This window comes from Stenotrophomonas sp. GQ19 (genome assembly GCF_059758695.1).
On the sequence record NZ_JCAXES010000016.1, the window covers coordinates 1 to 26819 of the forward strand.

The 26819-nt window shown below is 67.5% G+C and carries 23 protein-coding genes and 4 tRNA genes; 17 read left to right on the plus strand and 10 right to left on the minus strand.

Translation table 11 applies throughout. The annotated features are described in order from the left end of the window. Positions 1 to 512: 512 nt before the first annotated feature. The 3 genes from AC6CHL_RS20525 to wrbA form a co-directional block, all read right to left on the minus strand. A complete protein-coding gene (locus tag AC6CHL_RS20525) occupies positions 513 to 998 on the minus strand; it encodes an asparaginase domain-containing protein (RefSeq protein ID WP_038690351.1) in 486 nt (161 codons plus the stop codon). A gap of 103 nt (positions 999 to 1101) precedes the next feature. Next, a complete protein-coding gene (locus AC6CHL_RS20530) occupies positions 1102 to 1437 on the minus strand; it encodes a DUF2069 domain-containing protein (RefSeq protein WP_128095670.1) in 336 nt (111 codons plus the stop codon). Next, positions 1434 to 2024 carry an NAD(P)H:quinone oxidoreductase gene (gene wrbA / locus AC6CHL_RS20535; protein WP_038690347.1) on the minus strand — a complete coding sequence of 197 codons (591 nt, stop codon included), beginning with the start codon at positions 2022 to 2024 and terminating at the stop codon, positions 1434 to 1436. The genes AC6CHL_RS20530 and wrbA overlap by 4 nt, the downstream gene beginning before the upstream one ends. An 83-nt stretch (positions 2025 to 2107) precedes the next feature. Here wrbA and AC6CHL_RS20540 point away from each other — a divergent pair, with 83 nt between their 5' ends. Continuing rightward, the gene (locus AC6CHL_RS20540; protein ID WP_038690345.1) at positions 2108 to 3382 is read left to right on the plus strand and encodes a YihY family inner membrane protein; all 1275 of its coding nucleotides are present in this window, start codon (positions 2108 to 2110) and stop codon (positions 3380 to 3382) included. After that, the gene (locus AC6CHL_RS20545; RefSeq protein WP_448133075.1) at positions 3379 to 3948 is read left to right on the plus strand and encodes a TlpA family protein disulfide reductase; all 570 of its coding nucleotides are present in this window, start codon (positions 3379 to 3381) and stop codon (positions 3946 to 3948) included. Before AC6CHL_RS20540 ends, AC6CHL_RS20545 begins: the two co-directional genes overlap by 4 nt. 298 nt (positions 3949 to 4246) lie before the next feature. Here AC6CHL_RS20545 and ppk2 read toward each other — a convergent pair whose 3' ends face one another. Genes ppk2 through hemA form a run of 5 tightly spaced genes read right to left on the minus strand, consistent with a single transcriptional unit; the run spans position 4247 to position 9485 of the window. Next, a complete protein-coding gene (ppk2, locus tag AC6CHL_RS20550) occupies positions 4247 to 5026 on the minus strand; it encodes a polyphosphate kinase 2 (protein ID WP_038690341.1) in 780 nt (259 codons plus the stop codon). A gap of 50 nt (positions 5027 to 5076) precedes the next feature. Continuing rightward, the gene (locus tag AC6CHL_RS20555; protein WP_498296020.1) at positions 5077 to 5415 is read right to left on the minus strand and encodes a hypothetical protein; all 339 of its coding nucleotides are present in this window, start codon (positions 5413 to 5415) and stop codon (positions 5077 to 5079) included. A 23-nt stretch (positions 5416 to 5438) separates the two neighbouring features. Next, the gene (locus tag AC6CHL_RS20560) at positions 5439 to 7136 is read right to left on the minus strand and encodes an O-linked N-acetylglucosamine transferase, SPINDLY family protein (protein ID WP_498296022.1); all 1698 of its coding nucleotides are present in this window, start codon (positions 7134 to 7136) and stop codon (positions 5439 to 5441) included. Between the two features lie 2 nt (positions 7137 to 7138). Then, the gene (prfA, locus tag AC6CHL_RS20565) at positions 7139 to 8224 is read right to left on the minus strand and encodes a peptide chain release factor 1 (RefSeq protein ID WP_447592062.1); all 1086 of its coding nucleotides are present in this window, start codon (positions 8222 to 8224) and stop codon (positions 7139 to 7141) included. Then, positions 8202 to 9485, minus strand: a complete 1284-nt coding sequence (hemA, locus tag AC6CHL_RS20570) for a glutamyl-tRNA reductase (protein ID WP_463600432.1) — start codon at positions 9483 to 9485, stop codon at positions 8202 to 8204. The genes prfA and hemA overlap by 23 nt, the downstream gene beginning before the upstream one ends. Positions 9486 to 9549: 64 nt before the next feature. Between hemA and AC6CHL_RS20575 the strand changes: the two genes are divergently transcribed. From AC6CHL_RS20575 to AC6CHL_RS20615, 9 genes are all read left to right on the plus strand, one after another. Then, positions 9550 to 11247: a tetratricopeptide repeat protein gene (locus AC6CHL_RS20575; RefSeq protein WP_038690332.1), complete on the plus strand. Its 1698-nt coding sequence runs from the start codon at positions 9550 to 9552 to the stop codon at positions 11245 to 11247. Further along, complete coding sequence (gene lolB / locus AC6CHL_RS20580; protein ID WP_038690330.1) at positions 11244 to 11906, plus strand: lipoprotein insertase outer membrane protein LolB; 663 nt, start codon at positions 11244 to 11246, stop codon at positions 11904 to 11906. Before AC6CHL_RS20575 ends, lolB begins: the two co-directional genes overlap by 4 nt. Continuing rightward, positions 11903 to 12772 (plus strand): 4-(cytidine 5'-diphospho)-2-C-methyl-D-erythritol kinase, encoded by an 870-nt coding sequence (gene ispE, locus AC6CHL_RS20585; protein WP_498296024.1) that lies wholly within the window; start codon positions 11903 to 11905, stop codon positions 12770 to 12772. The genes lolB and ispE overlap by 4 nt, the downstream gene beginning before the upstream one ends. A gap of 9 nt (positions 12773 to 12781) precedes the next feature. Beyond that, positions 12782 to 12858 (plus strand) — tRNA-Gln (locus tag AC6CHL_RS20590). Between the two features lie 133 nt (positions 12859 to 12991). Further along, entirely contained in the window at positions 12992 to 13951 is a 960-nt protein-coding gene (locus AC6CHL_RS20595; RefSeq protein ID WP_038692467.1) for a ribose-phosphate diphosphokinase, read from the plus strand. A 109-nt stretch (positions 13952 to 14060) separates the two neighbouring features. Next, the gene (locus AC6CHL_RS20600; RefSeq protein ID WP_038690326.1) at positions 14061 to 14675 is read left to right on the plus strand and encodes a 50S ribosomal protein L25/general stress protein Ctc; all 615 of its coding nucleotides are present in this window, start codon (positions 14061 to 14063) and stop codon (positions 14673 to 14675) included. 81 nt (positions 14676 to 14756) lie between these two features. Beyond that, positions 14757 to 15335: an aminoacyl-tRNA hydrolase gene (gene pth, locus AC6CHL_RS20605; RefSeq protein ID WP_038690324.1), complete on the plus strand. Its 579-nt coding sequence runs from the start codon at positions 14757 to 14759 to the stop codon at positions 15333 to 15335. Between the two features lie 52 nt (positions 15336 to 15387). Continuing rightward, positions 15388 to 16479, plus strand: a complete 1092-nt coding sequence (gene ychF / locus AC6CHL_RS20610; protein ID WP_038690322.1) for a redox-regulated ATPase YchF — start codon at positions 15388 to 15390, stop codon at positions 16477 to 16479. Between the two features lie 345 nt (positions 16480 to 16824). Further along, a complete protein-coding gene (locus AC6CHL_RS20615) occupies positions 16825 to 17787 on the plus strand; it encodes a hypothetical protein (protein WP_498296027.1) in 963 nt (320 codons plus the stop codon). Positions 17788 to 17934: 147 nt separating this feature from the next. Here AC6CHL_RS20615 and AC6CHL_RS20620 read toward each other — a convergent pair whose 3' ends face one another. Further along, a complete protein-coding gene (locus AC6CHL_RS20620) occupies positions 17935 to 18972 on the minus strand; it encodes an NAD(P)/FAD-dependent oxidoreductase (protein ID WP_498296030.1) in 1038 nt (345 codons plus the stop codon). A 314-nt stretch (positions 18973 to 19286) separates the two neighbouring features. On the opposite strand from AC6CHL_RS20620, the gene AC6CHL_RS20625 reads away from it, so the two are divergent. Next, entirely contained in the window at positions 19287 to 20600 is a 1314-nt protein-coding gene (locus AC6CHL_RS20625; protein ID WP_498296031.1) for a hypothetical protein, read from the plus strand. 668 nt (positions 20601 to 21268) lie between these two features. On the opposite strand, the gene AC6CHL_RS20630 is transcribed toward AC6CHL_RS20625, so the two are convergent. Continuing rightward, positions 21269 to 24019, minus strand: a complete 2751-nt coding sequence (locus tag AC6CHL_RS20630) for a TonB-dependent receptor plug domain-containing protein (RefSeq protein WP_498296032.1) — start codon at positions 24017 to 24019, stop codon at positions 21269 to 21271. A gap of 198 nt (positions 24020 to 24217) precedes the next feature. Between AC6CHL_RS20630 and AC6CHL_RS20635 the strand changes: the two genes are divergently transcribed. The 5 genes from AC6CHL_RS20635 (at position 24218) to AC6CHL_RS20655 (ending at position 26773) form a co-directional block, all read left to right on the plus strand. Next, a complete protein-coding gene (locus tag AC6CHL_RS20635) occupies positions 24218 to 25189 on the plus strand; it encodes a cyanophycinase (RefSeq protein ID WP_498296035.1) in 972 nt (323 codons plus the stop codon). A gap of 121 nt (positions 25190 to 25310) precedes the next feature. Beyond that, positions 25311 to 26324: an isoaspartyl peptidase/L-asparaginase family protein gene (locus AC6CHL_RS20640; protein WP_498296033.1), complete on the plus strand. Its 1014-nt coding sequence runs from the start codon at positions 25311 to 25313 to the stop codon at positions 26322 to 26324. Positions 26325 to 26462: 138 nt separating this feature from the next. After that, positions 26463 to 26548 (plus strand) — tRNA-Tyr (locus tag AC6CHL_RS20645). Between the two features lie 28 nt (positions 26549 to 26576). Next, positions 26577 to 26650 (plus strand) — tRNA-Gly (locus AC6CHL_RS20650). 47 nt (positions 26651 to 26697) lie between these two features. Beyond that, positions 26698 to 26773 (plus strand) — tRNA-Thr (locus AC6CHL_RS20655). The last annotated feature ends 46 nt before the right edge of the window (positions 26774 to 26819 follow it).

Consider the following 26819-nt stretch of genomic DNA (forward strand, 5'->3'; position numbering starts at 1 on the left):
ATTCCGGCGTGGGCGCCAAGCTACACGGCGATCGTCGAGATCCAGGCTCACACGGCGGCCCACGCCGGCTCTCGACACCTAAACTGCCAGATTCCGATCAGATAAGGCTCGTGAGCGCCATCCATGGCGCCCAACGGTCCCGCCAACCCACCCGTACCCAGCCTTTGACAGTGTGCTGGTACGCAACGAAGAAGCGGCATCTTAGAGCGCAGACGTGTTGCTCTGCTCTGTGCTGCTTTGGCCTTGCCCAGGCCACCGACTGACTATCTGGGGTGGGGGTGTGTGAGTTCGCGGGACCGTTGGGCGCCATGGGTCCGGCGCATGCGCCGGACGGGTTGGGCAGGACGCCCAACCCCGGTCTTGCCGTTTGTGCAGGACTGCACAAACGAGCAAGGCGCTCACGAGCCTCCAGGGATGGATTTACGGCGTGTCCCGCGGACTCACACACCCCCACCCAGCCAGGTGCGGCTGGGAATGCAGCTTTTAGAGGCGCAAGCCGATCAGGCTTTTTCTCAGGCTTCTTCGAACCGGTTCGCTGCGACGTTCTTGCGCACGTGCTCCGGGTTCCAGATGCGGCCGTTCATGGCGATGTACACGCCGCTGGCCAGCGACTGCACTGCGCCGATCGCGCAGCCGATGTTGAACTCTGCGTCTGAACCACGGAAGCGGGCCGGGCTCAGTGCGCCGGTCATCACGATCGTCTTGTCGGCGATGCTCCGCAGCACCTGGCCGGTCTGCACCATCGAATCGGTGCCGTGCGTCACCAGCACGTGGCGCGTCGGCTGCGCGGCGATGGTCGCGCGGATCAGCTCGCGGTCCTCATCGGTGATGTGCAGCGAATCCTTGCGCAGGATCGGAATCACATTGAAACGGAACGTCACGCCCAGCTCGCGCAGGATCATCCCGATCTGCGGATCGCCGATCTGGTAGTCCGACTTGTCGTCGAAGTAGATCTTGTCGATCGTGCCACCGGTGGTGATGATCAGTAGTTCGTCCATTGCAGGCTTCCTGGATAGCGGTCAGAACCGTGCGGGCAGCCCGCGCCGGGATGCAGATGATACGACCGCCAGCGCCGCCCCGCAGCCGCAGGCCGCCAACCGGTCAGCGTTTCCCGAAGCGGCGGCGCAGCCCCGGGCCACTGCCCACCCCGATCACCGCCAGCGCCAGCAGCAGCTCCGCCCATGCCCAGCCGGCTGTTTCCGGGTGGCTCCAGGCGCTCATCACCCCGTGGCTGAACCAGAACAGCGCCAGCACCCCCGCCCAGAAGGCCGCCTTCCCGCGCCGCAACCATACCCCCAGCGCCAGCAGCAGCGGCGGCAGGGTGAACACCAGTTGCGTGGCCAGCCAGTGCCGGTCCTGCGCGAACCACAGCGCGTACACCGCCGCCAGCGCCACCAGCAGCAGCGCCAGGATGGCGTCCTGCGCGCGGCCGTTCATGCCAGCCGCCGCGCGATGTCGGCCACGCGCCGGCCCAGCGCACGCGCCAGGATCGCCTCATCTTCGCTCGGTACCGGGTTGTCGTCGGCCCCTGCAACGTGGCTCGCGCCGTACGGCGTGCCGCCGGTAGTGGTGTGGCTCAGCGCCGGCTCGGTGAACGGAATGCCGACGATCAGGCAGCCGTGGTGCAGCAGCGGCACCTGCATCGACAGCAGGGTCGATTCCTGGCCCCCGTGCAACGACGCCGTCGAGGTGAACACCGCGGCCGGTTTGCCGACCAGCGTGCCATTGACCCATTCGGCGCCCAGCCCATCCAGGAAATGCTTCACCGGCGCGGCCATGTTGCCGAAACGGGTCGGGCTGCCCAGGATCAGGCCGTCGCACTCGGCCAGATCGCCGATGTCCACGTAGGGCGCGCCATCTTCGGGCACCGGCGGGCGGGCAGTCTGCGTCACCGCCGCCACCGGCGGCACCGTGCGTAGCCGCGCGCTCATGCCCGGCACCTCGCCGATGCCCCGTGCGATCTGGCGGGCCAGCCGGGCCACCGAACCACCGCGGCTGTAGTAGAGCACCAGTATTTCCGCCATCGCGCGTCATCTCATCCGGACCAGCGGCCAGTATGGCGATGCGATGCAGTCCCGCACACCCCTCTTCGGGTACCCTTGCGCCGATGGAACCCCTCGACACCGTGAACCTCTGGATGGAGCGCGTGCGCGATCGCAAGCGTGCCGCCAGCTTCGGCCGCTTCCTCTGGCGGCGCTTCCTGGACGACCGCCTGTTCCAGGCCGCGGCCTCGCTGGCCTACACCACCGTGTTCGCGCTGGTGCCATTGGCCATCGTGGTATTCGGCGTGCTGTCGGCGTTCCCGGTGTTCGACCGCTGGAGCGACCAGCTCAGCGACTACGTGTTCTCCAACTTCGTGCCCAACGCCGCGCGCGCCGCCGAAGGCTACTTGCGCCAGTTCTCGGCCAGCGCCGGCCAGCTCACCGCCGCCGGTTTCATCGCGCTGGTGGTGTCGCTGCTGATCACCCTCAACAGCGTGGAAGAAACCTTCAACCAGATCTGGCGCGTGGGCTCCACCCGGCCCAAGCTGACCCGCTTCCTGGTCTATTGGACCGTGCTGACCCTCGGCGCGATGCTGGCCGCCGCCTCGCTGGCGGTATCGGCGCGGGTGTTCGCGCTGCCCCTGTTCGGCACCAGCGAAGGCCGCTGGCTGGCCAATTTCTCGCTGACCGTGGCGCCCATCCTGATCGAGTTCGTCTGCATCACGCTGGTCTACCGGGTGGTACCGCACCACACGGTGAAGTGGCGGCATGCCATTCCCGGCGCGATCCTGGCGGCGGTGATGCTGGAACTGGTGAAGTGGGGCATGGGCGCCTACCTGGGCAGTTTCCAGTCCTACCAGAAGCTCTATGGCACCGTCGCCTTCGTGCCGATCCTGCTGCTGTGGATCTACCTGTGCTGGGTGTCGGTGCTGCTGGGGGCCTCGCTGGCGTCCTCGATCGCCGCCTTCCGCTACCAGCCGGCCGAGCTGCGCCTGCCCACCGGCTACGAGATCTATGGCCTGCTGCGCCTGATCGGGCGGTTCCAGCAGGCCCGGGCCGAAGGCCACAGCCTGGACGATGACGAGATCCTGCGGCTGGAGCCCATGCTCACCGATTCGCTGCTGCAGACCATGTTGTGCGATCTGGAGGCCATCCGCGTGGTACGGCGCGACGAGCGCGGCGAATGGCTGCTGGCGCGCGACCTGGACAAGCTCACCCTGTCTGACCTGTACGAGACCACGCAGATGCGCATTCCGGTACGCGAAGCCTACCTGCCGTACCGCGACGACAGTCTGGGCCAGGCCTCCGTACTGGCGCTGGATGCCTTGCGGCTGCCACTGCGCGAACTGCTCAAGCGCCGCGTCAGCGATATCTATTCGACCCCCGGAGATACACCATGACCGCCAAGCCCCTGCTGCTGGCCGTGGGCCTGCTGGCCCTGGCCGCCTGCAACAAGCCCGCGCAACCGGATGCCACCGCGCCCGCCCCCGCCACGCCTCCTGCCGCCGTCGCAGAGCCGGCCACGCCGGCGACCGGTGAGGTCGCGCCGACCGATCGCAAGACCGTCGAACGTCCCACCCTGAGGTTGCCGGCCCTGGATGGCAGCACTTACGACCTGGCCGCACATCGCGGCAAGTGGGTGGTGGTCAATTTCTGGGCCACGTGGTGCGCGCCGTGCCGCAAGGAGATGCCGGAGCTGTCGGCGCTGCACGCGATGCGCACGGAGATCGAGGTGGTCGGCCTGGCGTACGAGGACATCGAGCCGGCCGAGATGAAGGCGTTTCTTGAAAAGCGCCCGGTGACCTATCCCATCGTCATCGTGGACACCTACAACCCGCCCGAGGATTTCGCCATCCCGCGCGGCCTGCCGTTGACCTACCTGATCGCGCCCGACGGCAAGGTCGCCAAGGAGTTCCTCGGCCCGGTCACCGCGCACGACATCGAAGCGCGCATCAAGGAAGGGTGAGCCGTAGAGCCGGGCTCTGCCGCGCCGCGGGGTATGTACGCGCCATGACGTTGAACGCATCGCCATGCGCCCATGACGTGCCGCACCACGCGCGTAGAGCCGGGCTCTGCCCGGCTGCTTCCCAAGACGGTACACGTGCAGCAGGTGTCCGCGGCGCTCCTGTGAAGCTGCCGGGCAGAGCCCGGCACTACGTTTCGTCGCCATGCGGCAGGTCCCGGATGCATGGCGATGCGTTGATCTCACGACGCCTGGTCACCACGCGGCACGGCAGAGCCCGGCTCTACGTGGGGGCGCGGCGTTACGGGATCTCGAACCCCTCGATCGGCGGCAGCACCCCGAACTGCTCCTTGTGCAGCTTGCCCTTCAACGGCGGCAGCGCCAGTTCCGGTTCGTCCACGCGGGTATCGGGCAGGCGGTCGAGCAGGTTGCGGATCAGCGCCAGCCGGCCGCGCTTCTGGTCGTTGAAGTCCACCAGCGTCCACGGCGCCTCGTCACGGTGGGTCGCGCGCAGCATCGCTTCGCGCGCGTCGGTGTAGGCGCTGTACTTGCTGCGTGACTCCAGGTCCACCGGCGACAGCTTCCAGCCCTTGAGCGGGTCAATGTGGCGCTCGGCAAACCGCTTTTCCTGCTGCGCCTGGTCCACGCCCAACCAGTACTTGAACAGCAGGATGCCATCGTCCACCAGCAGCTTCTCGACCACCGGCGCCTGGGCCAGGAACGCCTTGTACTCCGGTTCGCTGCAGTAGCCCATCACGTGCTCGACCCCGGCGCGGTTGTACCAGCTGCGGTCCATCAGCACGATTTCGCCGCCGGCCGGCAGGTGTGCGATGTAGCGCTGGAAATACCACTGGGTGCTTTCGCGGTCGGTCGGCTTGGGCAGCGCCACCACCTTGCATTGGCGCGGATTGAGGTGCTCGGCGATGGCCTGGATCGCACCGCCCTTGCCGGCGGTATCGCGGCCTTCGAACAGCACCAGTACGCGTTGCCCGGTGTGCTGCACCCAGCGCGCCATCGCGATCAGCTCCAGCTGCATGGGTTCCAGCAGGGCCTCGTATTCCTTGCGCTTGAGCTTGCCCATCCACGTGCCTCGGTCATCGTCGGGAACCCCGAGCCTAGCGCAGCGAAAGTTCAGCCGTTGTCGGCGTCGCCGGGTAGCGCACGCGGCCGGTGCACGAGGAGGTCGCCCGGCAGCAGGACCACCGGTTCGCCGGCCCTCTGCAGCATGCGATCCGCCACCGGCTCACCCTCATCGTTGCATTCGACCACGGCAAACGACCCGAACGCGTCGGCCGGCCAGGGAAGCGCCGTGGCCACGGCACGACCATCGATCGCGTGCTGTGCGCACCACTGCAGGCGGGCGATGGCCAGGTCGAGCTCGCCCTTCCACGCCAACGCGGCAGGGTCGCCAGCCGTGTCGCGTAGCGCCGCGATCGCCTGTGCGCGCTGCTCTTCCAGCAGCGCGAGCACGCGTGGCGATCCCGCGCCGGATGTCACGCTGCTCCCTGCCAACCGCGTTCGCGCGCCAGGTCTTCCACCACCGTGCTGAAGTCACTGGCGAACCCGGCCATGTCGAACAGGCCGCTGTCGCCGCGGCGCAGCGCCAGTTCCGCGCGCAGCGCCTGCAGCGCCGGGGCGTCGTTGCCCAACGCGATGGCGGTGGCTACGAAGGCGCGGTCGTCGGCCACGTTCATGTGTGCCAGCCCCAGGTGATGGTTGAGGCTGCCCGCCACGCGCGAGGCAAACGTCGCCCCGGGGCAGGTCAGCACCGGGCAGCCGGCCCACAGGGCATCGGACGCGGTGGTGTGTGCGTTGTAGGGGTGGGTGTCCAGGAACAGATCGGCGTGCTGGTAGCGCGCCAGATAGTCCGGGTGCGGCAGCTTGTGCATGAACACCAGGCGTGCCGGATCCAGCTGCGCCTGGCGCGCCGCGCTGCGCAGTCGCGCATCGGCGTTGCCCGGGCCGGACAGCAGCCACAGCACGCTGCCGGGCACGCCGTGCAGCACCGCGAACAGGCGCTGCACGCTGCGCGGGTTGAGCTTGTAGCTGTTGTTGAAGCAGCACAGCACCACGCCCTGTGCCGGCAGCCCGCACGCTTCGCGCGACGGCGGCGCGGCGAGCACGCGGGTGTTGTCCGACGGTTGGAACGCCCGCGGCAGGTACCGCACCTGTTCACTGAACCCGGTCGCCAGCGGCGCGGGCAGCACGAAGGCATCGGCCAGCACATGGTCGATCCAGTCCGCGCCGGAGGTACCCGGATAGGCCAGCCAGTTCACCTGGACCGGGGCAGGGCGCATCGCCAGCACCTGCGGGGTACCGCCGCCGCCCCAGCCACGCAGATCGAACAGCACGTCGATGGCGGTGTCACGGATGCGCGCGGCGATCTGCTGGTGCGACTGTGTGCCCACCTCGTGCACCTGCGTGGCGGCCGCCTGCAGGCGTGCCCGGATGGCGCTGCCATCGTTGCCGGTCAGCGCGAACAGGTGCAGGTCCAGGCGGCCGGCGGCGGCCAGCTGTTCCAGCAGTGCCACGATCAGCAGCCCGGTGGGATGTGCGCCGAAGCCGTTGGACAGAAAGCCCACGCGCAGGCGGCCCTGGCCGCGCACCGCGGTCGCCGGCAACGGCGTCACGCTGGCGCGGATGGCCGCCGCGCGCTGCCGCGCGCAGGCCAGTTGTTCGGCGGCGCTGCCGTCTTCACTCAGGAATGCGAACGGCTCAACCGCAGCCTGGCCCTGCGCGACGGCCTGGCGCACCTGCGCCGACAGGCGCTCGATGTTGCGCCAGTCGCACAGCCGACGCTGCCAGTTGAGCAGCTGGGCGGTGATGTAGGGCTCACCTGGCAGCAGCGTATGCGCATGCCGGTAGGCATCGGCGGCGGCCTCCGGCTGGCCGGCATCCTCCAGCGCGTGGCCGAGCCACAGGGCGATTCCGGGGTGCTGGGGTGCGCTGTCGGACGCCTGGCGCAGCAACGCTGCCGCCTCGGCGTGGCGCGCCTGCATCCAGCGTGCACGGCCCAGCCGGGCCAGCGCTTCGGGGTGGTGGTCGCGCAACTGCAGGGCACGCGTGGCGGCGTGCTCGCCGGCTGCTACATCGCCGGCCTCCAGTTCGGCATCGGCCAGCATGACCCAGGCGATGAAATCGGCCGGCTGGCGTTGCACCGCCAGGCGCAGCTGCTGCCGGTCCGCGTCCATGGTCAGGTGCCCGCCGCCAGCTGCGCCAGTTCGTCGGCCTGGTGCTCGTGGATCAGCCGTTCCACCAGCGTGTCCAGCTCGCCGGCGATGATGTTGGGCAGGTCGTACAGGGTCAGCCCTTCCACGCGGTGGTCGGTGATGCGCCCCTGGGGGAAGCTGTAGGTGCGGATGCGCTGGCTGCGGTCGCCGCTGCCCACCTGCAGCCGACGGCTTTCGGCCGTGGCCGCGGCCTGCTTGCTGCGTTCGGCATCCAGCAGCTGGGCCTTCAGGCGCTTCATCGCCTTGTCGCGGTTGGCGTGCTGGCTGCGCTCGGTCTGGCATTCCACCACCACCCCGGAGGGCACGTGGGTGATGCGAATCGCCGATTCGGTCTTGTTGACGTGCTGGCCACCGGCGCCGGACGAGCGGAAGGTATCCACGCGCAGGTCAGCCGGGTTGATCACCACGTCATCCACTTCGTCGGCTTCGGGAATGATCGCCACCGTCGCCGCCGAGGTGTGGATGCGGCCTTGCGATTCGGTGGCCGGCACGCGCTGCACGCGGTGCGTCCCGGACTCGAACTTCAGTTTGGAATAAGCCCCGCGGCCGACTACGCGGGCCACGATTTCCTTGTAGCCGCCGTGTTCGCCGGGGCTGTCCGATTCGATCTCGACCTTCCAGCCCTGGCGTTCGGCGTAGCGGGCGTACATGCGGAACAGGTCGCCGGCGAAGATCGCGGCCTCATCGCCCCCGGTACCGGCCCGCACTTCCAGGAACAGGTTGCCGTCGTCGCGCGGGTCGCGCGGCACCAGCAGCAGCGCCAGTTCCTGGTCCAGCTGCTGCAGGCGCTGCTGGGCGGCAGTGATTTCTTCTTCGGCCAGCTCGCGCAGGTCCGGGTCGCTGCGCATGGCTTCCGCAGCGGCTAGGTCGGCCAGCGCACGGGACTCGTCGGCCAGGGCCGTGGCGATGGGCTGCAGCTGCGCGAACTCGCGCGAGAACGCGCGGAAACGATCGTTGTCGTTCACCACGGCCGGGTCGGCAAGCAGGCGTTCCAGTTCTTCGCGGCGTTCGGCCAGCGCTTCCAGCTTACGGCGCAGGGTCGGCGTCATCAGTCTTCACAGCAGGATGTTGGTAGCCCGGCTTGGCCGGGAACAGGCGCTCGGCGGCGCGGGTCAGCTCAGTATCGCCGCTCAGCGCCGCGGCGCGCAGCGCCGCGGTGGGCGGGTGCAGCAGGCGGTTGGTCAGGCCATGGGCCAGCAGTTCCAGCACTTCGTCCGGTGATTTGCCGTGGGCCAGCTGCTGGCGGGCCTTCTCCAGCATTTCCACGCGGGTCGCTTCGCCGTACGCGCGCAGTTGCCGCAGCGGCGCCTGGTGGGCGCTGGCCTGCAGGGTTTCCACGAAGCGGGCCACCTGCAGTTCGATGATCGCTTCGGCTTCGGCAGCGGCCTCGCGGCGGCTGCGGCGGTTGTCTTCCACCGCCCGTTCCAGATCGTCCACGGTATACAGGAACGCATCGGGCAGCTCGCCCACGCCCGCCTCGATATCGCGCGGCACGGCCAGGTCGAACAGCAGCATCGGCTTGTGCTTGCGGGCCTTCAGCGCGGCGGCCACATGCGCGCGGGCAATCACCGGCTCGCGTGCGGCGGTGGCCGAAAACACCACGTCGGCCTCGCCCAGGTGACGCTCCAGTTCGGTCAGCGGCAGCGCCACGCCGCCGTGCCGGCTGGCCAGTTCCTGGGCGTGGGCCAGCGTGCGGTTGGCCACCAGCAGGCGGCGCACCTTGCCTTCGCTCAGGTGGCGGGCGGCCAGTTCGATGGTTTCGCCGGCGCCCACCAGCAGCACGGTGGAATCTTCCAGCCGCGCGAACGAGTTCTGGGCCAGGCGCACCGCGGTGGAGGCCACCGAGATCGGGTTGGCGCCCACGCGGGTATCGGTACGCGCGCGCTTGGCCACCGAGAAGGTCTGCTGGAACAGCCGGTCCAGGCGTTGGCCCAGCAGGCCGTGGTCGCGTGCGATGGCCCAGGCGTCCTTGACCTGGCCCAGGATCTGCGGCTCGCCCAGCACCATCGAGTCCAGCCCGGTGGCCACGCGGAACAGGTGGCGCACCGCGTCGGCGTCGGCGTGCTGGTACAGATAGCCGTGCAGCTGCCCGGCGTGGGATTCCAGCCACTGCGCCAGCGCGTCACCGGACTCGGCCACGGCGTACAGCTCGGTGCGGTTGCAGGTGGACAGCAGCACGGCCTCGGCCACCTGCGGGGTATCGCGCAGCGACGCCAATGCCTGGGGCAGGGCGTCGCCGCCAAAGGACGCGCGTTCGCGCAGTTCCACTGGCGCGGTCTGGTGATTCAGTCCGAGCACCCACAGGGTCATTGTTCAGTTGCTTGCGATAAGCTGCTGGCCATTCAAGTCGTCATTTTAAGGCCAGAAGCCCCCGATGCCCGCATTGATTCGCATCTCCAGCGTTCTGTTGCTGTCCTTGTCCGTCGCCAACGCCCTGGCGGCGGCGCCGCCGGCCCCCGCTGCAGCCCCGGCAGCCAAGGCCACAGCGGCCCAGACCGCGCCGTTGACACCGGTCATGGCCGGTGAGTTCGCCCTGCAGGCCGGCAAGCTCGGCGACGCCGCGCGTTGGTACCTGGAGGCCGCCGAGGCCGGCACCGACGACGCCGGGCTGGCCGAGCGCGCCACCCGCATCTCCATGCTGGCCGACGACGACAAGCGTGCCGCCCGGGCGCTGGCGCTATGGGAGGCCCGCGCCCCGCGCAGCCTGGCCATGCGCAGCGCTGCCGCCGCGCTGGACATGCGCCAGGCCGACATCGCCGGCGCGCGCACCGAACTGGGGGCGCTGCTGAAGGACCCGGACCCGCGCGGCTGGAAGTTCGCCATCGCCGCGCTGATCGGCGGCGGGCGCGACCCCGCCGTGCCGGCGCAGGTGCTGGGCGGGCTGGTGGACGACAACGCGATTCCCGATCAACTGGAGGTCTGGCAGGAGCTGGGCCGCCTGGCCATGCGCATGGAGCGCCCGGACCTGGCCAAGCGGATGGTCGATGAAGTGGTCAAACGCTTCCCGAACGAACCGCGCGTGGCGCTGTTGAATGCCAGCCAGCTGGCCCAGGCCGGCAAGCAGGAGGACGCGCTGGCGCTGCTGCGCGGGGTCGAGCCCAAGAGCCGCCAGGACCCGGAACTGCGCAACGCGCTGGCCATCGCCTATGACAGCCTCGGCGATCCGCGTTCGGCCGCGCGCGTGCTGGCCGTCGGCCCGCAGGACGTGCAGACCTGGGGCATGCGTGCCTCGCTGCTGGCCAAGCAGAAGGACGACGCGGGCCTGCTGCTGCTCTACAAGGACCTGTCGGCCAAGGCCGCCAAGCCCGACCCCGCCCAGCGCCTGCTGCTGGGCAAGATCGCCGAGTACCTCAAGCGCCCGGCCGAAGCGGTGGACTGGTACCACAGCGTGCCTGGGGGCGAGGAGCTGCCGGAAGCGCGCCTGCGTGCCGCCAACGCCCAGTACGACGCGGGCCGCCCGGACAAGGCGTTCGCCGAAGTGCATGCCATCCAGTCCGACGCCACCGTCGACGACGAAGCCCGGCGCGATGCCTACCTGCTGGAGGCCGAACTGCGCCAGCGCGGCGACGACCTGCCCGGTGAGCTGGACGCCCTGGCCCGTGGCCTGGCGGCATACCCGGATGAGAACGCGCTGCTGTATGCCCGCGCCCTGGCCTGGGAGCGCCGCGATGATGTGCCGCGCGCCGAAGCCGACCTGCGCAAGATCCTGGTGACCGACCCGGAGAACGTGGCCGCGCTCAATGCGCTGGGCTACACCCTGGCCGACCGCACCCAGCGCTACCAGGAAGCGCTGGAGCTGATCGACCGCGCCCGCGTTGCCGAGCCGGACAACGCGGCCATCGTCGACAGCTACGGCTGGGTGCTGTATCGCCTGGGCCGCAATGAAGAAGCGCTGGTGCAGCTGCGCCGCGCCTGGACCCTGAGCAAGGACGCCGAGGTCGCCGCGCACGTCGGCGAGGTGCTCTGGGTACTGGGCCGCAAGGACGAGGCACGGCGTTTCCTCGACGAGGCACGCAAGCTGGACCCTGACAACCGCGCCCTGCAGCGCGTGATCGAGAAATACGGCGTATGACGTTGAACCTGTTCAAGGCCGGCGCCGCGCTGGCAATGGCCGCATCCTTGTCGGCCTGCGTGTCGCTGGACGAGCGCAAGGCCCCGGCCGCGCCCACCGTGGTGACCACCGTATCGGCCGAGGCCGAGCAAGCCGAGGCGGCTCGCGTGGCCGCCGTCCGCGCGCAGCCGCAGTGGAGCTTCCAGGGCCGCGTCGCGGTCAACAAGGGGCGCAACGGCGGCAACGGCCGCATCGACTGGCAGCAGGATGCGCGTCGCTACGTGGTGGAGCTGAGTGCACCGGTCACCCGCCAGAGCTGGAAGCTGACCGGCGACAGCCACCACGAAGGCGGGCGCCTGGAAGGCCTGGAGGGCGGTCCGCGTGAAGGCGAGGACGCCCAGCAGGTGCTGCTGGAGGCGACCGGCTGGGACATCCCGGTCAACCAGCTGCCCGACTGGGTGCGGGGCCTGGTCGCCGATGACACCGGCGCCGCCGAGCGCGTCGAGCGCGACGGCGACGGTCGGCCGCGTCGGGTCGAACAGATGGGCTGGCAGATCCAGTACCTGGACTGGTACCCGGCCGAGGGCGACCGCCCGGTGCTGCCGCGGCGGATCGAAGCGACCAGCGGCGACGCCAAAGTGCGCGTGGTCGTCGACAGCTGGACACTCGGCCGCCCATGAGTGCTCCGGACCTGAACGCGGGCTGGTCGCAGTGGCCGGCCCCGGCCAAGCTCAATCTGTTCCTGAACATCACCGGCCGCCGGCCCGATGGCTACCACCAGCTGCAGACCGTGTTCGCGCTGCTGGCGTGGGGCGACGAGATCCGGCTGCGCGTGCGTGAAGACGGCCAGGTGCGCCGCGATGGCCCCTCGCTGGCGGGCGTGGCCGAGGCCGATGACCTGGCGGTGCGTGCCGCGCTGTTGCTTAAACGCGCTGCCAATGTCGCCCAAGGTGCGGATATCGGCGTTGAAAAGCACATTCCGGCCGGCGGTGGATTCGGTGGCGGGTCGTCCGATGCCGCCACCGTGCTGGTGGGCTTGAACCGTCTCTGGAACGCTGGCCTGGACGTCGATGCGCTGGCCGCGTTGGGGCTGCAGCTGGGCGCGGACGTGCCGGTTTTCGTCCGTGGGCACAACGCCTGGGCCGACGGGGTGGGCGAGCAGCTCACCCCGATTGCCCTCGCGCCGGCCTGGTATGTGGTCGCCGATCCGGGGGTGCACGCCCCGACCGCCGGACTTTTTGCAGATCCGCATTTGACGCGCGACGCCCCAGTGGCGAAAATAGCGGACTTCGCTTCCGGGTCTTTGCTCGGGAATGCGTTCGAGCCGGTACTGCGCCGTCGCGAACCTGCCGTAGAGGCAGCGTTTGCAGCGTTGAGCAGGATCGGCCGGGCACGACTCACCGGGTCGGGAAGCGGTTGTTTCGTCGCCTTCGCCACGCGCGCTGCTGCAGAGCAGGGCCTGGCGCAGTTGCCGGAAGAACTGCGGGCATGGGTGGCTGCGGGCGTGGAGCGCTCGCCACTGCTTGATGTACTCGAGCGTTATTGATTTTGATGCAGGGGCGTCGCCAAGAGGCCCAAGGCACCAGGTTTTGATCCTGGCATTCGGAGGTTCGAATCCTCCCGCCCCTGCCACTTGCGGATGTCAGCCGCGTTCCCATGCGCATGCCTGCGCGGGCACGGCCGATGATCCGCGGTGTTGTCACCGCAGACACTCCAGGGTGCCGGCGGCCGAGTTCTCCAATCGCTCCCGCCCGAGACCGTCATGATGCAAGATCACCCCAACCTGCTGGTATTTTCCGGCAACGCCAACAAGCGCCTTGCGCAGAGCATCTGCAAGGAACTGGGGGTGCGACCGGGCAAGGCGTTGGTGTCGCGCTTCTCCGACGGTGAAGTCCAGGTCGAGATCGAGGAAAACGTCCGCAAGCAGGACGTGTTCGTGATCCAGCCGACCTGCGCGCCGAGCGCCGAGAACCTGATGGAGCTGCTGGTGCTGATCGATGCGCTCAAGCGCGCCTCGGTCAACAGCGTTACCGCGGTGGTGCCGTATTTCGGCTACTCGCGCCAGGATCGCCGCATGCGCTCTTCGCGCGTGCCGATCACCGCCAAGGTGGCCGCCAAGATGTTCAGTGCCGTGGGCGCCGACCGGGTGCTGACGGTGGATCTGCATGCCGACCAGATCCAGGGCTTCTTCGACATGCCGGTCGACAATGTATATGCCTCGCCGCTGCTGCTCGCCGATATCTGGCGCGCCTACGGCACGGAAAACCTGATCGTGGTGTCCCCGGACGTGGGCGGCGTGGTGCGCGCACGTGCGGTGGCCAAGCGGCTTGACGATGCGGACCTGGCGATCATCGACAAGCGCCGTCCGCGCGCCAACGTCTCCACCGTGATGAACATCATCGGTGACGTCGAAGGCAAGACCTGCGTGATGGTCGATGACATCGTCGATACCGCCGGCACCCTGTGTGCGGCTGCCGCGGCGCTGAAGGCGCGTGGCGCCCTCAAGGTGGCCGCGTACTGCACCCACGCCGTGCTCTCGGGCCCGGCGGTGGACAACATCAACAACTCCCAGCTCGATGAGCTGGTGGTGACCGACACCATCCCGCTGCGTGAAGAGGCGCGGGTGTGCAGCAAGATCCGCCAGCTCAGCGTGGCGGAAATGCTGGCCGAAACGATGCGCCGCATCGCCTTCGGCGAGTCGGTCAGCTCGCTGTACGTGGACTGATTTTTTTTCCGCCCGCCGGCAACGGTGGGCGGGCCCCGGGTACGTCTGGTCGCGGACGTGCCCTTCATCGCCAAGCCATCCGGCAAGGCACCAACTGGTAGTCAATACAATGTCCAAGACCCATGAAATCAAGGTCACCGCTCGTGACGTGCAGGGCAAGGGTGCGAGCCGCCGCCTGCGTCACGCCGGCGTGATCCCGGCCGTCGTCTACGGCGGCGACGCCGCTCCGATCAACATCAACCTGGACCACAACGCCACCTGGCTTGCCCAGCAGAACGAGTGGTTCTACTCGTCGATCCTGGACCTGAACCTGGATGGCCAGATCACCAAGGTCCTGCTGCGTGACATGCAGCGCCACCCGTTCAAGCAGCTGATCATCCACCTGGATTTCCTGCGCGTGAACGAGAACGAAGCGCTGACCGCCAACGTCCCGCTGCACTTCATCAACGAAGACACCTCGCCGGCTGGCAAGGCTGCCGACGTCGTGGTCACCCACGAACTGAAGGAAGTGACCGTGTCCTGCCTGCCGAAGGACCTGCCGGAGTCGATCGACGTCGACCTGGCCGACCTGAAGGCTGGCGATGTGATCTACCTGTCGGACATCAAGCTGCCGAAGGGCGTCGAGATCCCGGCCCTGGCCCAGGGCAAGGACCATGACGACGCGATCGTCACCGCCAAGCTCGGCAAGGAAGAAGCTGCCGACGAAGCGCCGGCTGCAGAGTAAGTGATTGCGGCGCCTGTCCTTCGGGGCAGGCGCCGTTTCTGTATGTGCCGGCACAGGGCCGGTACCGACGAAAGAAGAGTGATGACAGGATTGCGATTGATCGTTGGTCTGGGCAATCCCGGACCCGAGCACGCCCAGACCCGGCACAATGCCGGGTTTCGTTTCATTGACGCCCTGGTTGAACAGGCCGGCGCGCGCTGGAGCGTGGACAGCAAGCTGTTCGGCGAGACCGCCAAGGTCGACATCGCCGGGCACTCGGTGTGGCTGCTCAAGCCCGCCACCTTCATGAACCTCAGTGGCAAATCGGTCACCGCCGCGCAGCGCTTCTGGAAGATCGAACCGGAAGAAACCCTGCTGGCGCACGACGAACTGGACCTGCCGCCTGGCGTGGCCCGGCTCAAGTTCGACGGTGGACACGGCGGCCAGAATGGCCTGCGCGACACCATCCGCCTGCTCGGCCACGGCAAGTTCCACCGCCTGCGCATCGGCATCGGCCATCCCGGCCACAAGGACCGCGTGGTCCCGTGGGTGCTGGGGCGTGCCAGCAAAGACGATGATGTGCTGATTGGTCGTGCCATCGAAGATGCGATCGACGTGCTGCCGCTGGCGGTATCCGGCGATTACAGTGAGGCGATGAAGCGCCTCCACACCCCGAAATAACCACGGTGTACCGACCAACGGTCGGTACCTACCACCCCAGAGGTTGTCAAAGATGGGTATCAAATGCGGCATCGTCGGTCTGCCCAACGTCGGCAAGTCGACCCTGTTCAATGCGCTGACCAAGGCGGGCATCGCTGCGGCCAACTTCCCGTTCTGCACGATTGAACCGAACGTCGGCATCGTGCCGGTGCCGGATCCGCGCCTGAACGAGCTGGCCGCGATCATCAACCCGCAGAAGGTCATCCCGACCGCGGTCGAGTTCGTCGACATCGCCGGCCTGGTGGCCGGTGCCGCCAGCGGTGAAGGCCTGGGCAACAAGTTCCTGGCCCACATCCGCGAAGTGGATGCGATCACCCACGTGGTGCGCTGCTTCGAAAACGCCGACGTCATCCACGTCAACAACAAGGTCGACCCGCTGTCGGACATCGACACCATCGACACCGAGCTGGCCCTGGCCGACCTGGACAGCGTCGAGAAGGCGCTGAACCGCGCCGAGCGCGCCGCCAAGGGTGGCGACAAGGAAGCGGCGGCACGCAAGCCGGTGCTGGCCAAGCTGCAGGCCGCGCTGGCCGACGGCAAGGCCGGTCGTTCGGCGGGCCTGGACGAGGAAGAGAAGGCGCTGGTCCGTGACCTGTTCCTGCTCACCCTCAAGCCGGTCATGTACATCGCCAACGTGCTGGAAGACGGCTTCGAGAACAACCCGCACCTGGACGCCGTACGCGCCCGCGCCGCCACCGAAGGCGCGCAGGTGGTGCCGGTGTCGGCGGCCATCGAAGAAGAGTTGTCGCAGCTGGACGACGAAGACCGCGACACGTTCCTGGCCGACCTCGGCCTGTCCGAGCCGGGCTTGAACCGCGTGATCTACGCCGCCTACCAGCTGCTGGGTCTGCAGACCTACTTCACCGCAGGCGTGAAGGAAGTCCGTGCCTGGACCGTGCGCAAGGGCGCCACCGCCCCGCAGGCCGCCGCGGTGATCCACACCGACTTCGAGAAGGGCTTCATCCGCGCTGAAACCATCGCCTATGACGACTTCATCAAGTACAAGGGCGAAGCCGGTGCCAAGGAAGCGGGTCGCCTGCGCCTGGAAGGCAAGGAATACCGCGTCCAGGAAGGCGACATCCTGCACTTCCGCTTCAACGTCTGATTCCATCGCACGTTGATGTCGCGCAAACGCCCCGCCCCGAGCGGGGCGTTTGCGTTTGAGACAGGCGAAGCCGAACTGGACAAAGAATCACCCGCGTTCTTCGGTTCCTCCGGGACAACCGCATTGGTGTGCCGGGCAGCGGTCCCTCGTGGACGCAGCGCGTGTCTATCCCGTCATTCATTCCTGTCTGGGTATCACTGGCCGCTATACCAGGCCCAGCGCCCTTTGCTGTGACGTGCCCGGTTTTTTTGAGCACTGCTGCAATCATCGTATGGATGCACTGCCGCGTCAGAGTGAAGCGCCAGTGTATTGTCGGCGCCTCTCGACAGCAGACAGGATATGCGCATGAGCACGGACGCACACTCGACGCGGGCCCCCGCACGCCCTCTCACCTGGCGGGAGGCTTCCCGGCTGTCGCGGCTGCATTGGCCGGCCTACATTGCCATAGGTGGACTGGCGGCGATGACGGTCAACCTGATCATCGGCGCTGGCACGTTCTATCGCCTGGGGGCCTACGGGATGCCGACGTTCAGTCTGTTCGGTCTGTTCCTGGGGCTGTTCATCATCACCGTGCCGATATGGGTGGTGTCAACCAGCAGGCGTCAATGTCGGTTGCCCGTCCCTGCGCCTGGCCGACAATGGGCGGCCGCCGCGGCGCTGACGGTGCTTGCGTTCCTGGTCACGCCGACCATCGGCATTCAGCACCGGCAGTTCGGCGAGGAACAGGAGTACAGCACGATATGGGGCAAGCGCTCCCTGGTAGAAACCATGAAGCGACCACGCCTCGCATATGACGAGCTGAGCCGGACGACCTCTTACAACGAGGCGGACTCCGTTCCGAGGCATCACCTATGCCCAGGTTTATCCGTGCGGCTCGTGCCTTTCTTCGGGTTTGAGCGCGACTACCGCATCGGCAGCGATGTGTTTGGTCCTCAAAACGGTCCTTTCCCCTCGCTGCCGTCGCGTGAGCGCATCGATGCAGTCGTGGCGCGATGCCGGAGCGAGGCCCAGCTCATGCTGGCGGCCGGTCTGACCGCGGAGGCAGCCCTCAAGGCGGGCGACGTAGATACCTTCTTTGCACGCGCGTTGCTTGCCAGGCCGGCGAACAAGGCAATCCTGCTCGAGGATCGGGATATACCGCCTGCACTGCTGGCGAAGGTCGAGTCGTTCCTCGCCGAACATCCTTTGAAACTGGGCTATCAGGACGATGCCCGTAAGGGTGAGGTGCGGCGACTACGCCCAGCGGTGATCGCCGCAGCGCTTGGACGGAGTAGGGAGGAGGGGTTGCTCAAGGCTGGCTCGTACTGAGCTCAAGGACGACGCCTGGGTAAATCAGTGCTAGTGGCGAATAGGCTCGCGTTACATGGCCCGCCGCCTGCCCGGGTCGCCTGCGAGCTTCGAGATGCTGGGCAGTGGCACGTCACGGGGCAGCAGGCCGTCTACCGGCACGGCCGCTCATGCGGCGATCAACGCCTCCGCCGCCAGCCGGCCCAGCCAGGGCGCGAGCATCACGCCCGGATGGGCGATGGCGGCGTAAACGCCTTCAATGCCTGGCAGGAATCCCTGTACTGGCATACCGGTGCTGGTCAACGGCCGTTGCACGGCCCTCACCGAGCGCAACACCAATCCGGCAGGGGCAGCGAGCAGGGCCTGCGTATCGGCCATGCACTGACGGGCGAGGCTGTCCAGCCCGGCATCGCCCTCGACGGGCATGTCGGCCGCAACCAGCATTCCACCGCCGAGGCGTGGGCGGACTTCGTGGTCCGCGGCACACAGCAGGTGATGGAGACGCCCGGGCAGTGCATCGAACGCCAGCAATACGGCAGGCGCCTCATGCACGGGCAGGTGGATATCCAGGCGTGCCGCCAGGGGCACGGCGCTGGCGGCATTGGCAAGCACCACGGCGTCCACGGCATGGGTCCCGTCCGTTGTCACCACTCCGGTGACCCGGCCGTTGCGGGTTTCGATGGCCGACACCTCCTGATTGAAGACTACGCGCGCGCCGGATGCCCGTGCACTGGACAACAGCTGCGCGGTCAGTAGGGCGGGTTCGAGGGCGACATCCCCGGGCACCCATGCGGCCAGTGCCGGCGCCTTCAGGTGCGGCTCCAACGTCCTGATGCCTGCGTGATCGAGCAGCTCGATACCGATACCGGCCTCTCGCTGCTGGGCTACAAACGCGTCGGTTTCAGCGTCCGTACCAGCCCATACGAGCGCACCGCGCGCCGCGATCGGTAATGGCCCCAGCGCGTTCGCCAGCCGGGAAAATTCCGGCATGGCGTCGCGGATCATGACAAAGCGCGACGGCGAATCGCCCGGCAGCATGCTGCCCGTACCCACCCAGCCATACGAGCTGCCGGTCGCCCCGCTCGACGCATCGGCGCTGCGCTCCAGCACCGTGACGGCTGCACTCGCGCGCGTCAGATGCCACGCTACGGAGGCGCCGATGATGCCGGCACCGACAACGGCGATGCGGGGATTGCTCCTGCGCAAGCTGTTTTCTCCATCGACAACGGGTAGCGCAGCATAGTCCGGACGGTGGAGCCGATCTGCGACGGGCTGTCGGCTGGATTGCAATCGGCGGTCATTAATTGACCACTCCTGGAAACGCTTGCCGCATTTGCTTCCTGCCTACTTATCCACAGCAAACACCCACCGCTTTCCACGCACGCTGTGGAAAAGCCCTGTGTTCCGCTTGGCGGCACAGCCATTTGCAACTAATCGGATGGAAAGCAGGGCAGGGCAGCAGTAAGTATCAGGGAGCCCCGGCAGCGCACCGGCCGCCACCCCTGATGGAGCGTCATCCGATGAGCGAACCCTTCTCCCTGGCTGCACAGATCCAGGTTCCACAGAAAACCTTCCAGGCATGGCTGAAGCTCGCACTCGCCGATGGCCAGACCGTGCTGGACGTACTCGCCGCATTCGTGGACGACGCAGACCGCGACCCCGACGCGCCCTTCCTCTGTCAGTACCTGCCGGATCAGCAGCTGCTGCTGTTCTTCCAGAGCGGGGGCAGGAATCTGGACGATGCCGCACCGGCGCTGGCGCTGTTCAATGCACTGGCACGGCTCACGGCCTCAGCAGGGCACGTCTGCGCGGGCCGGTATCCCTACGGGGACGTGGATGAGCTGGCCTGTTGGCGCATTGGTCACGGCAGGGTGCACGACACCGCATGCCTTCCGCCCGGGGCACTGACGGCGCTGATGCCGCGGGTCGACACGCTGCTCGGGTGGGTGCCGGAGCAGCGCAGGCACCAGAAGGCGCTGTACTTCCGCGCGTTGGTGCTGCGTTTCCAGAGGCTGGGAAACGCGTGGGTGCGCAGGGCATCGCCCGACAACATCCTCCTGTACGACGACTACGACCTCTACGCTACCGATGGCGAGACGGTCTACTACGGCGGCGTACACGCCGACAACGTCGTGGTGGACGCCGACCCCTACAGATTCCGCCGGCTGGCAGGACGACTCTGGGCCGATGACGGTCAGCTCTACTACAACGGGCGACGCGTCGTGGCATTGGCGTGTGCGCCGCGCGTGGTCGGCCAGGCCGTGATCGTTGATCGCCGCGCCTACCTTGCCCACCGCGATGGCGGTGGTCTGCACGCGGACGATGTCGATCCGGTGCGGTTCAAACGGCTTGCCTCCAGCGACGACTACTATGCCGACGAAGTCCACGTCTGGCACGACATGTGCCGCCTGCCCGAGTTGCCGGCGAGCTTCGAGGTGCTAGGCGATGGCATGGCACGCGGGCAGCAGGGCGTCTATCTGCATGGTCGCCTCTGCGACGGCGCCGATCCTCGCTCGATCGTTGGGCTGGGCCAGGGCTACTTCCAGGACGCCTCTCACCTGTGGTTCCACGACGTCACCGGCGCCACGTTCACGCGGCTGGGGCCGAGCGCGCCGGGAAGCGCTGCTGTGCAGGGGCCGTGGTGCATCGGCGAAGGCGCTGTCTGGTTCGACGGACACCTGTTGCAGGGGGCCGACCCGGCGTCGTTCCAACCCGTGCATCTGTTCTACGCGGCCGACGCCGGGGGCGTCTGGAACCAGCAGCATGCGGTCGAGGATCCGGCGGTGTGCGCCATCATGCGAGAGGCCTGGCGGAAGCTGACCTGTAGCGCCTAGCGCATGACCAGGGCGCCAGGCCGGGGCCTGCGCGCGGAAAGAACCGCATGACGTGTGCAGAAAACCGACATCCTGCGCGCCCCATTGCTGCGCTGGACAAAAAAACACCAGCGCTGAAAACGCCTGCCGCACATGGCTCGGCACTACTTGTCCACAACAAACACCCACCGCTCTCCACGCCCCATGTGGAAAACCCCGACCCCGGTAGTGCCGGCCGCTGGCCGGCAACCCGCACACCCACCCCGCAAGCAACGTGGACAATTTCTGACCACCGCTGGAAACCCTTGCAGCGCATCGCTCGCACCGGGTTGTCCACAGCAAACCCCCATCGCTTTCCACGTGCGATGTGGAAAACCCCCTACACGCGTGGACAAAAAATCACCACGCCATGAAAGCCTTGCGGTGGTTGGCTTGCACCTACTTGTCCACACCAAACCCCCACGCCTCTCCACGTCGGGTGTGGAGAACCGCGAAGGACGCATTCGGGATGGTGGGGAGCCGGCCAGCGGCCGGCACTACCTGCTTGGGTCTCTGCATGGCCACCTGCCCCGCGCAGGCGCCAGCACACCGTGATCGCTTGTGCCTTGTCGCTTGGGAAGTGCATCGCCAAAAAAAAGACGGAGGCACTGCCTCCGTCTTTTCGCCCGCATCCGCTGCAACCGCGCCGCTTACAGCGCCGTGCCGCCGAACTTGTGCGTGTACTGCAGGTTGATCGTACGGCCCACCGTATCGAACCACGACACGTCGTAGTACGGGTAGGACGTATAGGTCGCGTCCTTCGGGGGCATCTTGTTGCCCACGTTCACCACCGACAGGGACAGGCGCGAATGGTCGTCCACGCGGTACTGCACCGACACGTTGTACCGGTACGTCGCCCCGATCCACGGGCTGTCGCCGCTCTCCGGATCGAAACTCTCGTCATAGCTGTCGTAGGTCGGCAGCTTGCCCAGCCGCGACCCGAACAGCGTCGCCGACCACGCATCGTTCTCCCACGTGATGCTGGCGCTGGTCTTGGTGCGCGGAATGTCGAACCCGCTGTTCACCGCGAACTTGTCCTCCACCACATCGCCGTCGAACTGCTGGAAATCGTGCGTCTTCACCCAGGTGTGGTTGCCACTCAGGATGAAATCGCCGATGCCCGTGGTCAGCCGGTAACGCACGCCCACGTCGATGCCCTGCGTGGTCTCGCGCGCGATGTTGACCGGGTTGACGTGCACCCCGTACAGGCGGCCGTCGCTGGTGCGGGTGACGCGGCTGATCGCATCGACACAGGTCGGCGAATTCGCATCGGCGCCGCCCAGACGGCAGGCCGCTTCATCCCGCAGGATCGTGCCCACGTCCATGTCCTTCACCTGGTCGCGCATGTCGATGTCGAACCAGTCCACCGACAGGTCCAGACCCACCGCCGGCGACCACACAAACCCGGCGCTCCACGACGTGCTGGTCTCCGGGTCGAGCTTCCGGTTGCCCTCGCGCGTGCGGATCAGGTTCTCTTCGTAGTCCGAGCAATCATCCGCGCCGTCCAGCTGGCAGGCGTAGTAGTCGTTGTTGCTGGTTTCATCGTTGCCCGGGCCGGCGTACACGTAGTGCAGGTCCGGCGCGCGGAACGCGGTGCCGTACGAACCCCGCACCAGCAGGCTGTCGATCGGGCGCCACTCGATACCGCCGCTCCAGGTTGCCTTGCCGATGCTGTTGCCCGAATAGCGGTACTGGTCGTAGCGGCCGGCCACGCTCACGTTGAGCGTGTCGTGCAGCGGCAGGCGCAGCTCGGCCGCGGTGGCCCAGCGGTTGCGGCTGCCATGGCCGTCCGAGTCCTTCCAGCTGTAGTAGTAGTATTCGGTCGCCAGCGGATCGGGGTTCAGCGCGTAGGACTGGTTGCCGAACTCGGCGGTGGCGGCGAACCCGGCCTTGCCGCCCGGCAGTTCGAACAGCTCGCCGTTGGTCAGGGTCAGTGCGGCCGTATCGGTGCGCGACTTCGGCGTGTAGGTCGTCTTCGCGGCGATCGAATCGTACTCGCTGCGGCTCAGTGGCCGGTACAGGCGCGCCGGATCGGCGTTGAACACCGGGAACACGTTGTCGTCGTCATCGGTGTACTCGCCCAGCTGCTCGCCCAGGAACAGCGCGTTGGCCTTGGACGCGATGATCTGCGGCCAGCGGATCGACGACTGGTACTGCGAATGGCTCAGCGAGGCCTCGTAGTCCCAGTTCGGGCCCAGGCTGCCCTTGAAGCCGGTGGTCACGCTGAAGGTCTTCTGGGTGCTGCGGATCATGCCGTTGCGCAGGCCGCCCATTTCCTCGGGCGAGAACTGGCGCTGCCAGAACTCCACCTGGTCGGTGGCCTGGTTGTAGAAGTAGCCGTCTTCGTTGCCGTCGGCGGCCATCCGGCCCCACTGGGTCACGTCGCGCATCAGCGCGATGTCGTGGTAGCCCATCTGCACGTCGGCAAACCACTGGGTGCCATTGTCGAAGGCATAGTTGAGCGAGGCGTAGCCGTTCACGCCGCGGCGCTTGCTCAGGATCGTGCCGTAGCCGATCGACCGGTCGCTGCCGCAGTAGAAGCCGTAGCGCGGGCGCTCGGCATACTGGGTGCTGCCGCGGTTCTGCCCGGCCAGCGCATCGCAGGTGGCCTGGCCCGGGTCCAGGTAATCGTCGTTGTAATCGGTGCGCAGGTAGGCACGGCGCGCGGCGCGGGCGCTCTCGGTGGGGGCGTCCAGGGTGGAATCCTGCTGGCTGCGCTCGTAGGCCCACAGCGGCGTCTGCGACTGCAGTTCCAGGCTGTACACCGCACTGAAGCGACCGGCATCGAAGCCGCTGGCCAGGCTGATGTCGAACGAATCGGCGCCGCCTTCGGTGGCCGTGCCCATCCGCACGTCCACCGTGGTGCCATCCACGTGCTTCTTGAGGATGAAGTTGACCACGCCGGCAATCGCGTCCGAGCCGTAGATCGCCGAGGCGCTGCCGGTGAGTACTTCGATCCGCTCGATCATCCCGATCGGGATGTTGGACACGTCGGTGAAGTTGCTGCGGCCCTGGAACGGCATCGGGAAGTCGGCGATGCGGCGGCCATTGACCAGCACCAGGGTGTGGTTCGGGCCCAGCCCGCGCAGGTCGACCTGCTGCGCACCCGGCGAGAAGTCCGCGCCGCTGGAGGACTGCTGGCTCTGGGTCTCACCGCCGTTCTGGGACATCGACCGCAGCACGTCCGGCACGCTGGTGAAGCCGCTGGCCTGGATCTGCTCGGCGGTGATCACCGTGACCGGGGCCGGGCCCTCGACCTGGGCGCGCGGAATGCGCGACCCGGTGACCTGCACCGTGTCCAGTTGCTGCACCCCGGACGCGGCCGGCGCCTGGGCGCCTGCGGTTGCGGCCACACCCATCAACGCCAGCTGGATCGACCACGCCATCGCCTGTTTACGCATGAGAATTCTCGAGAAGAAAGTGTCGGCCTCGAGGGAGGCCTGTCCCCCATTCACATTTCGCGAATGGACGGCGCGCATTTAACGCCTTTTTTACGGGCTTGACCACTACCGATTTCTCTGGCAAAGAGTGAAAGCGCTTACACCCGGTTTTTGTTCAGGGAGATCAACGTGCACAAGGCTTTCCGCCCGTTCGCGCCGATGTTGGGGCTGCTGCTCGGTCTGGCCCTGCCCAGCCACGCACAGTCCGTCCTGGACCCTGGCTACCGCTACTACGAGGTGGGTGATCTCGATGCCGCGCCAGCCGCCCACACCGAACCGGCCATGATGCTGATGGGCGGGGGTGAATGGGTTCCCGAGGCCTTCCAGTGGTGGCTGCAGCGCGCCGGGCACGGGCGCGTGGTGATCCTGCGCGCCTCCGGCGCCGACGACCTGCAGGAGCGCCTGTACCGCGATATCGGCGGTGCCGCCTCGGTGCAGACCGTGGTCTTCGACAGCCGCCGGGGCGCCGATGATCCGGCGGTGCTGCGGGTGGTAGCCGCGGCCGATGCGATCTTCATCGCCGGCGGCGACCAGTCCCGCTATATCCGCTTCTGGAAAGGCACCGCGCTGAACGAGGCGCTCAACGCGCACGTCCGTGCGGGCCGACCGATCGCCGGCACCAGCGCCGGCCTGGCCATCCTGGGCGGTTACAGCTACGGCGCGATGGATGGCGGCAGCATCACCTCGGCCCGCGCGCTGCGCGATCCGATGGGGGGCGAGGTCACCCTGGACAGCGACTTCCTGACCATGCCGTACCTGTCCAACGTGGTCACCGACACCCATTTCGGCAAGCGCGACCGCCTCGGCCGGTTGATCGTGTTCGTGGCCCGGGCGGCGCAGCAGGCCGGGCGCGAGGACATGGTGGGCATCGGCGTGGACGAGGACACCGCCCTGTGCGTGGAAGCCGATGGGCGCGGCCGCGTGCTCAGCAGGAATGGCGGCTACGCCTGGCTGGTGATGCCGCGGCACACCGCCGACCGCCTCCGCGATGGCGAACCGCTCGACTTCCACGCCATCCCGGTCACCGGCGTGGGCAGTGGCAGCCTGCTGCACCTGGACGGGTTCCGCGTGGACGACGCGGCCTTCCAGGTCACCGCCGACATCCGCGACGGCGGCCTGGAGCTCCGGTAGCCCACGACCGTTGGTCGTGGGATCCCCCGGCCACGCACGCGCGCCGACAGGGCAGGGCGCGGGCCTACCCGCACCGCGCATCTGCGGCCATGATGGGCGTCCCAACCTGCCGGTGCCGCCCATGTCCCGTTCAACCGCGTTGCTGTTGTCGCTGTGCCTGTCGATGCCGCTGGCGGCCACCGCCGCCGCACCGGTGCTGGTCATCCACGGCGGCGCCGGTGTGGAGCGCAAGGACCTGACCCCGGCAGAAGAAAAGGCTGCGCGTGCCGCGTTGCGCCAGGCGCTGCTCCGCGGCCACCAGGCGCTGGCGGCCGGCAAACCCGCGCTGGATGCGGTGACCGCGGCGATCACCGTGCTCGAGGACGATCCCACCTTCAACGCCGGCAAGGGCGCGGTGTTCACCCATGACGGCCGCAACGAACTGGATGCGTCGCTGATGGACGGGGCCACGCTGAAGGCCGGCGCGGTGGCCGGCGTGCAGCGGGTGCGCAACCCGATCCTGCTGGCCGAGGCGGTGATGCAGCACTCCGCGCACGTGATGATGGTGGGGCAGGGCGCGGAAACCTTCGCCGCCAGCCAGGGCATCGCGCTGGTCGATCCGGCTTACTTCCGCACTGAAAAACGCTGGCAACAGCTGCAGAAGGCGCTCAAGGAAGAGGCCAGCGGCCAGGCGCACGCCGACCTGGAAACCGCGCGCCACTTCGGCACCGTCGGCGCGGTCGCGCTGGATGCGCAGGGCCATCTTGCCGCGGGTACCTCGACCGGCGGCATGACCAACAAGCGCTACGGTCGCGTCGGTGATTCGCCGATCATCGGCGCCGGCACGTATGCCAACGCCACCTGCGCGGTGTCGGGGACCGGTTGGGGCGAGTACTACATCCGCACGGCGGCCGCGCATGACATCTGCGCGCGCATGCAGTACCTCAAGCAGGGGCCGGTGGAAGCGGGACGTGCGGTGATCAACGAGCGCATTCCCGCACTCGGTGGCGACGGCGGCGCGATCGTGCTCGCGGCAGACGGTCGCGTTGCTGCGCCGTTCAATACGCAGGGCATGTATCGGGGCTGGATCGGCGCCGATGGCGTGCCGCACGTGGCCATCTTCGCCGACGAATCGCTGCCGCTGCCCGGGCAATAGCCCGCTACGTCAGGGCTTTTTGCACTTCGTGTGAAAAAGTTGAAAAAGAGTGTTGACAGAGCCCCTGTTTATCCCCAAAATTCACGGCTCTTCCACCCCACACCGAAAACGCTTCGGCGCCACGGGACAGGGTGGTAAGGAGGGATACCCAAGCGGCCAACGGGGGCAGACTGTAAATCTGCTGGCTTACGCCTTCGGTGGTTCGAATCCACCTCCCTCCACCAGTTTCATGTTGTGGCAAAGGCTTCCGATGCGGGAGTAGTTCAATGGTAGAACCTCAGCCTTCCAAGCTGATGGTGCGGGTTCGATCCCCGTCTCCCGCTCCATTGAATGAGTTTGAATCTAATCAAATTCGTGCCATAATACAAAACTCGCTCACGTAGCTCAGTCGGTAGAGCACCTCCTTGGTAAGGAGGAGGTCGAAGGTTCGATTCCTTTCGTGAGCACCATCTAAGTGCCACCATTCAGACGATTTCGAGATAAGCAGCCATGGCC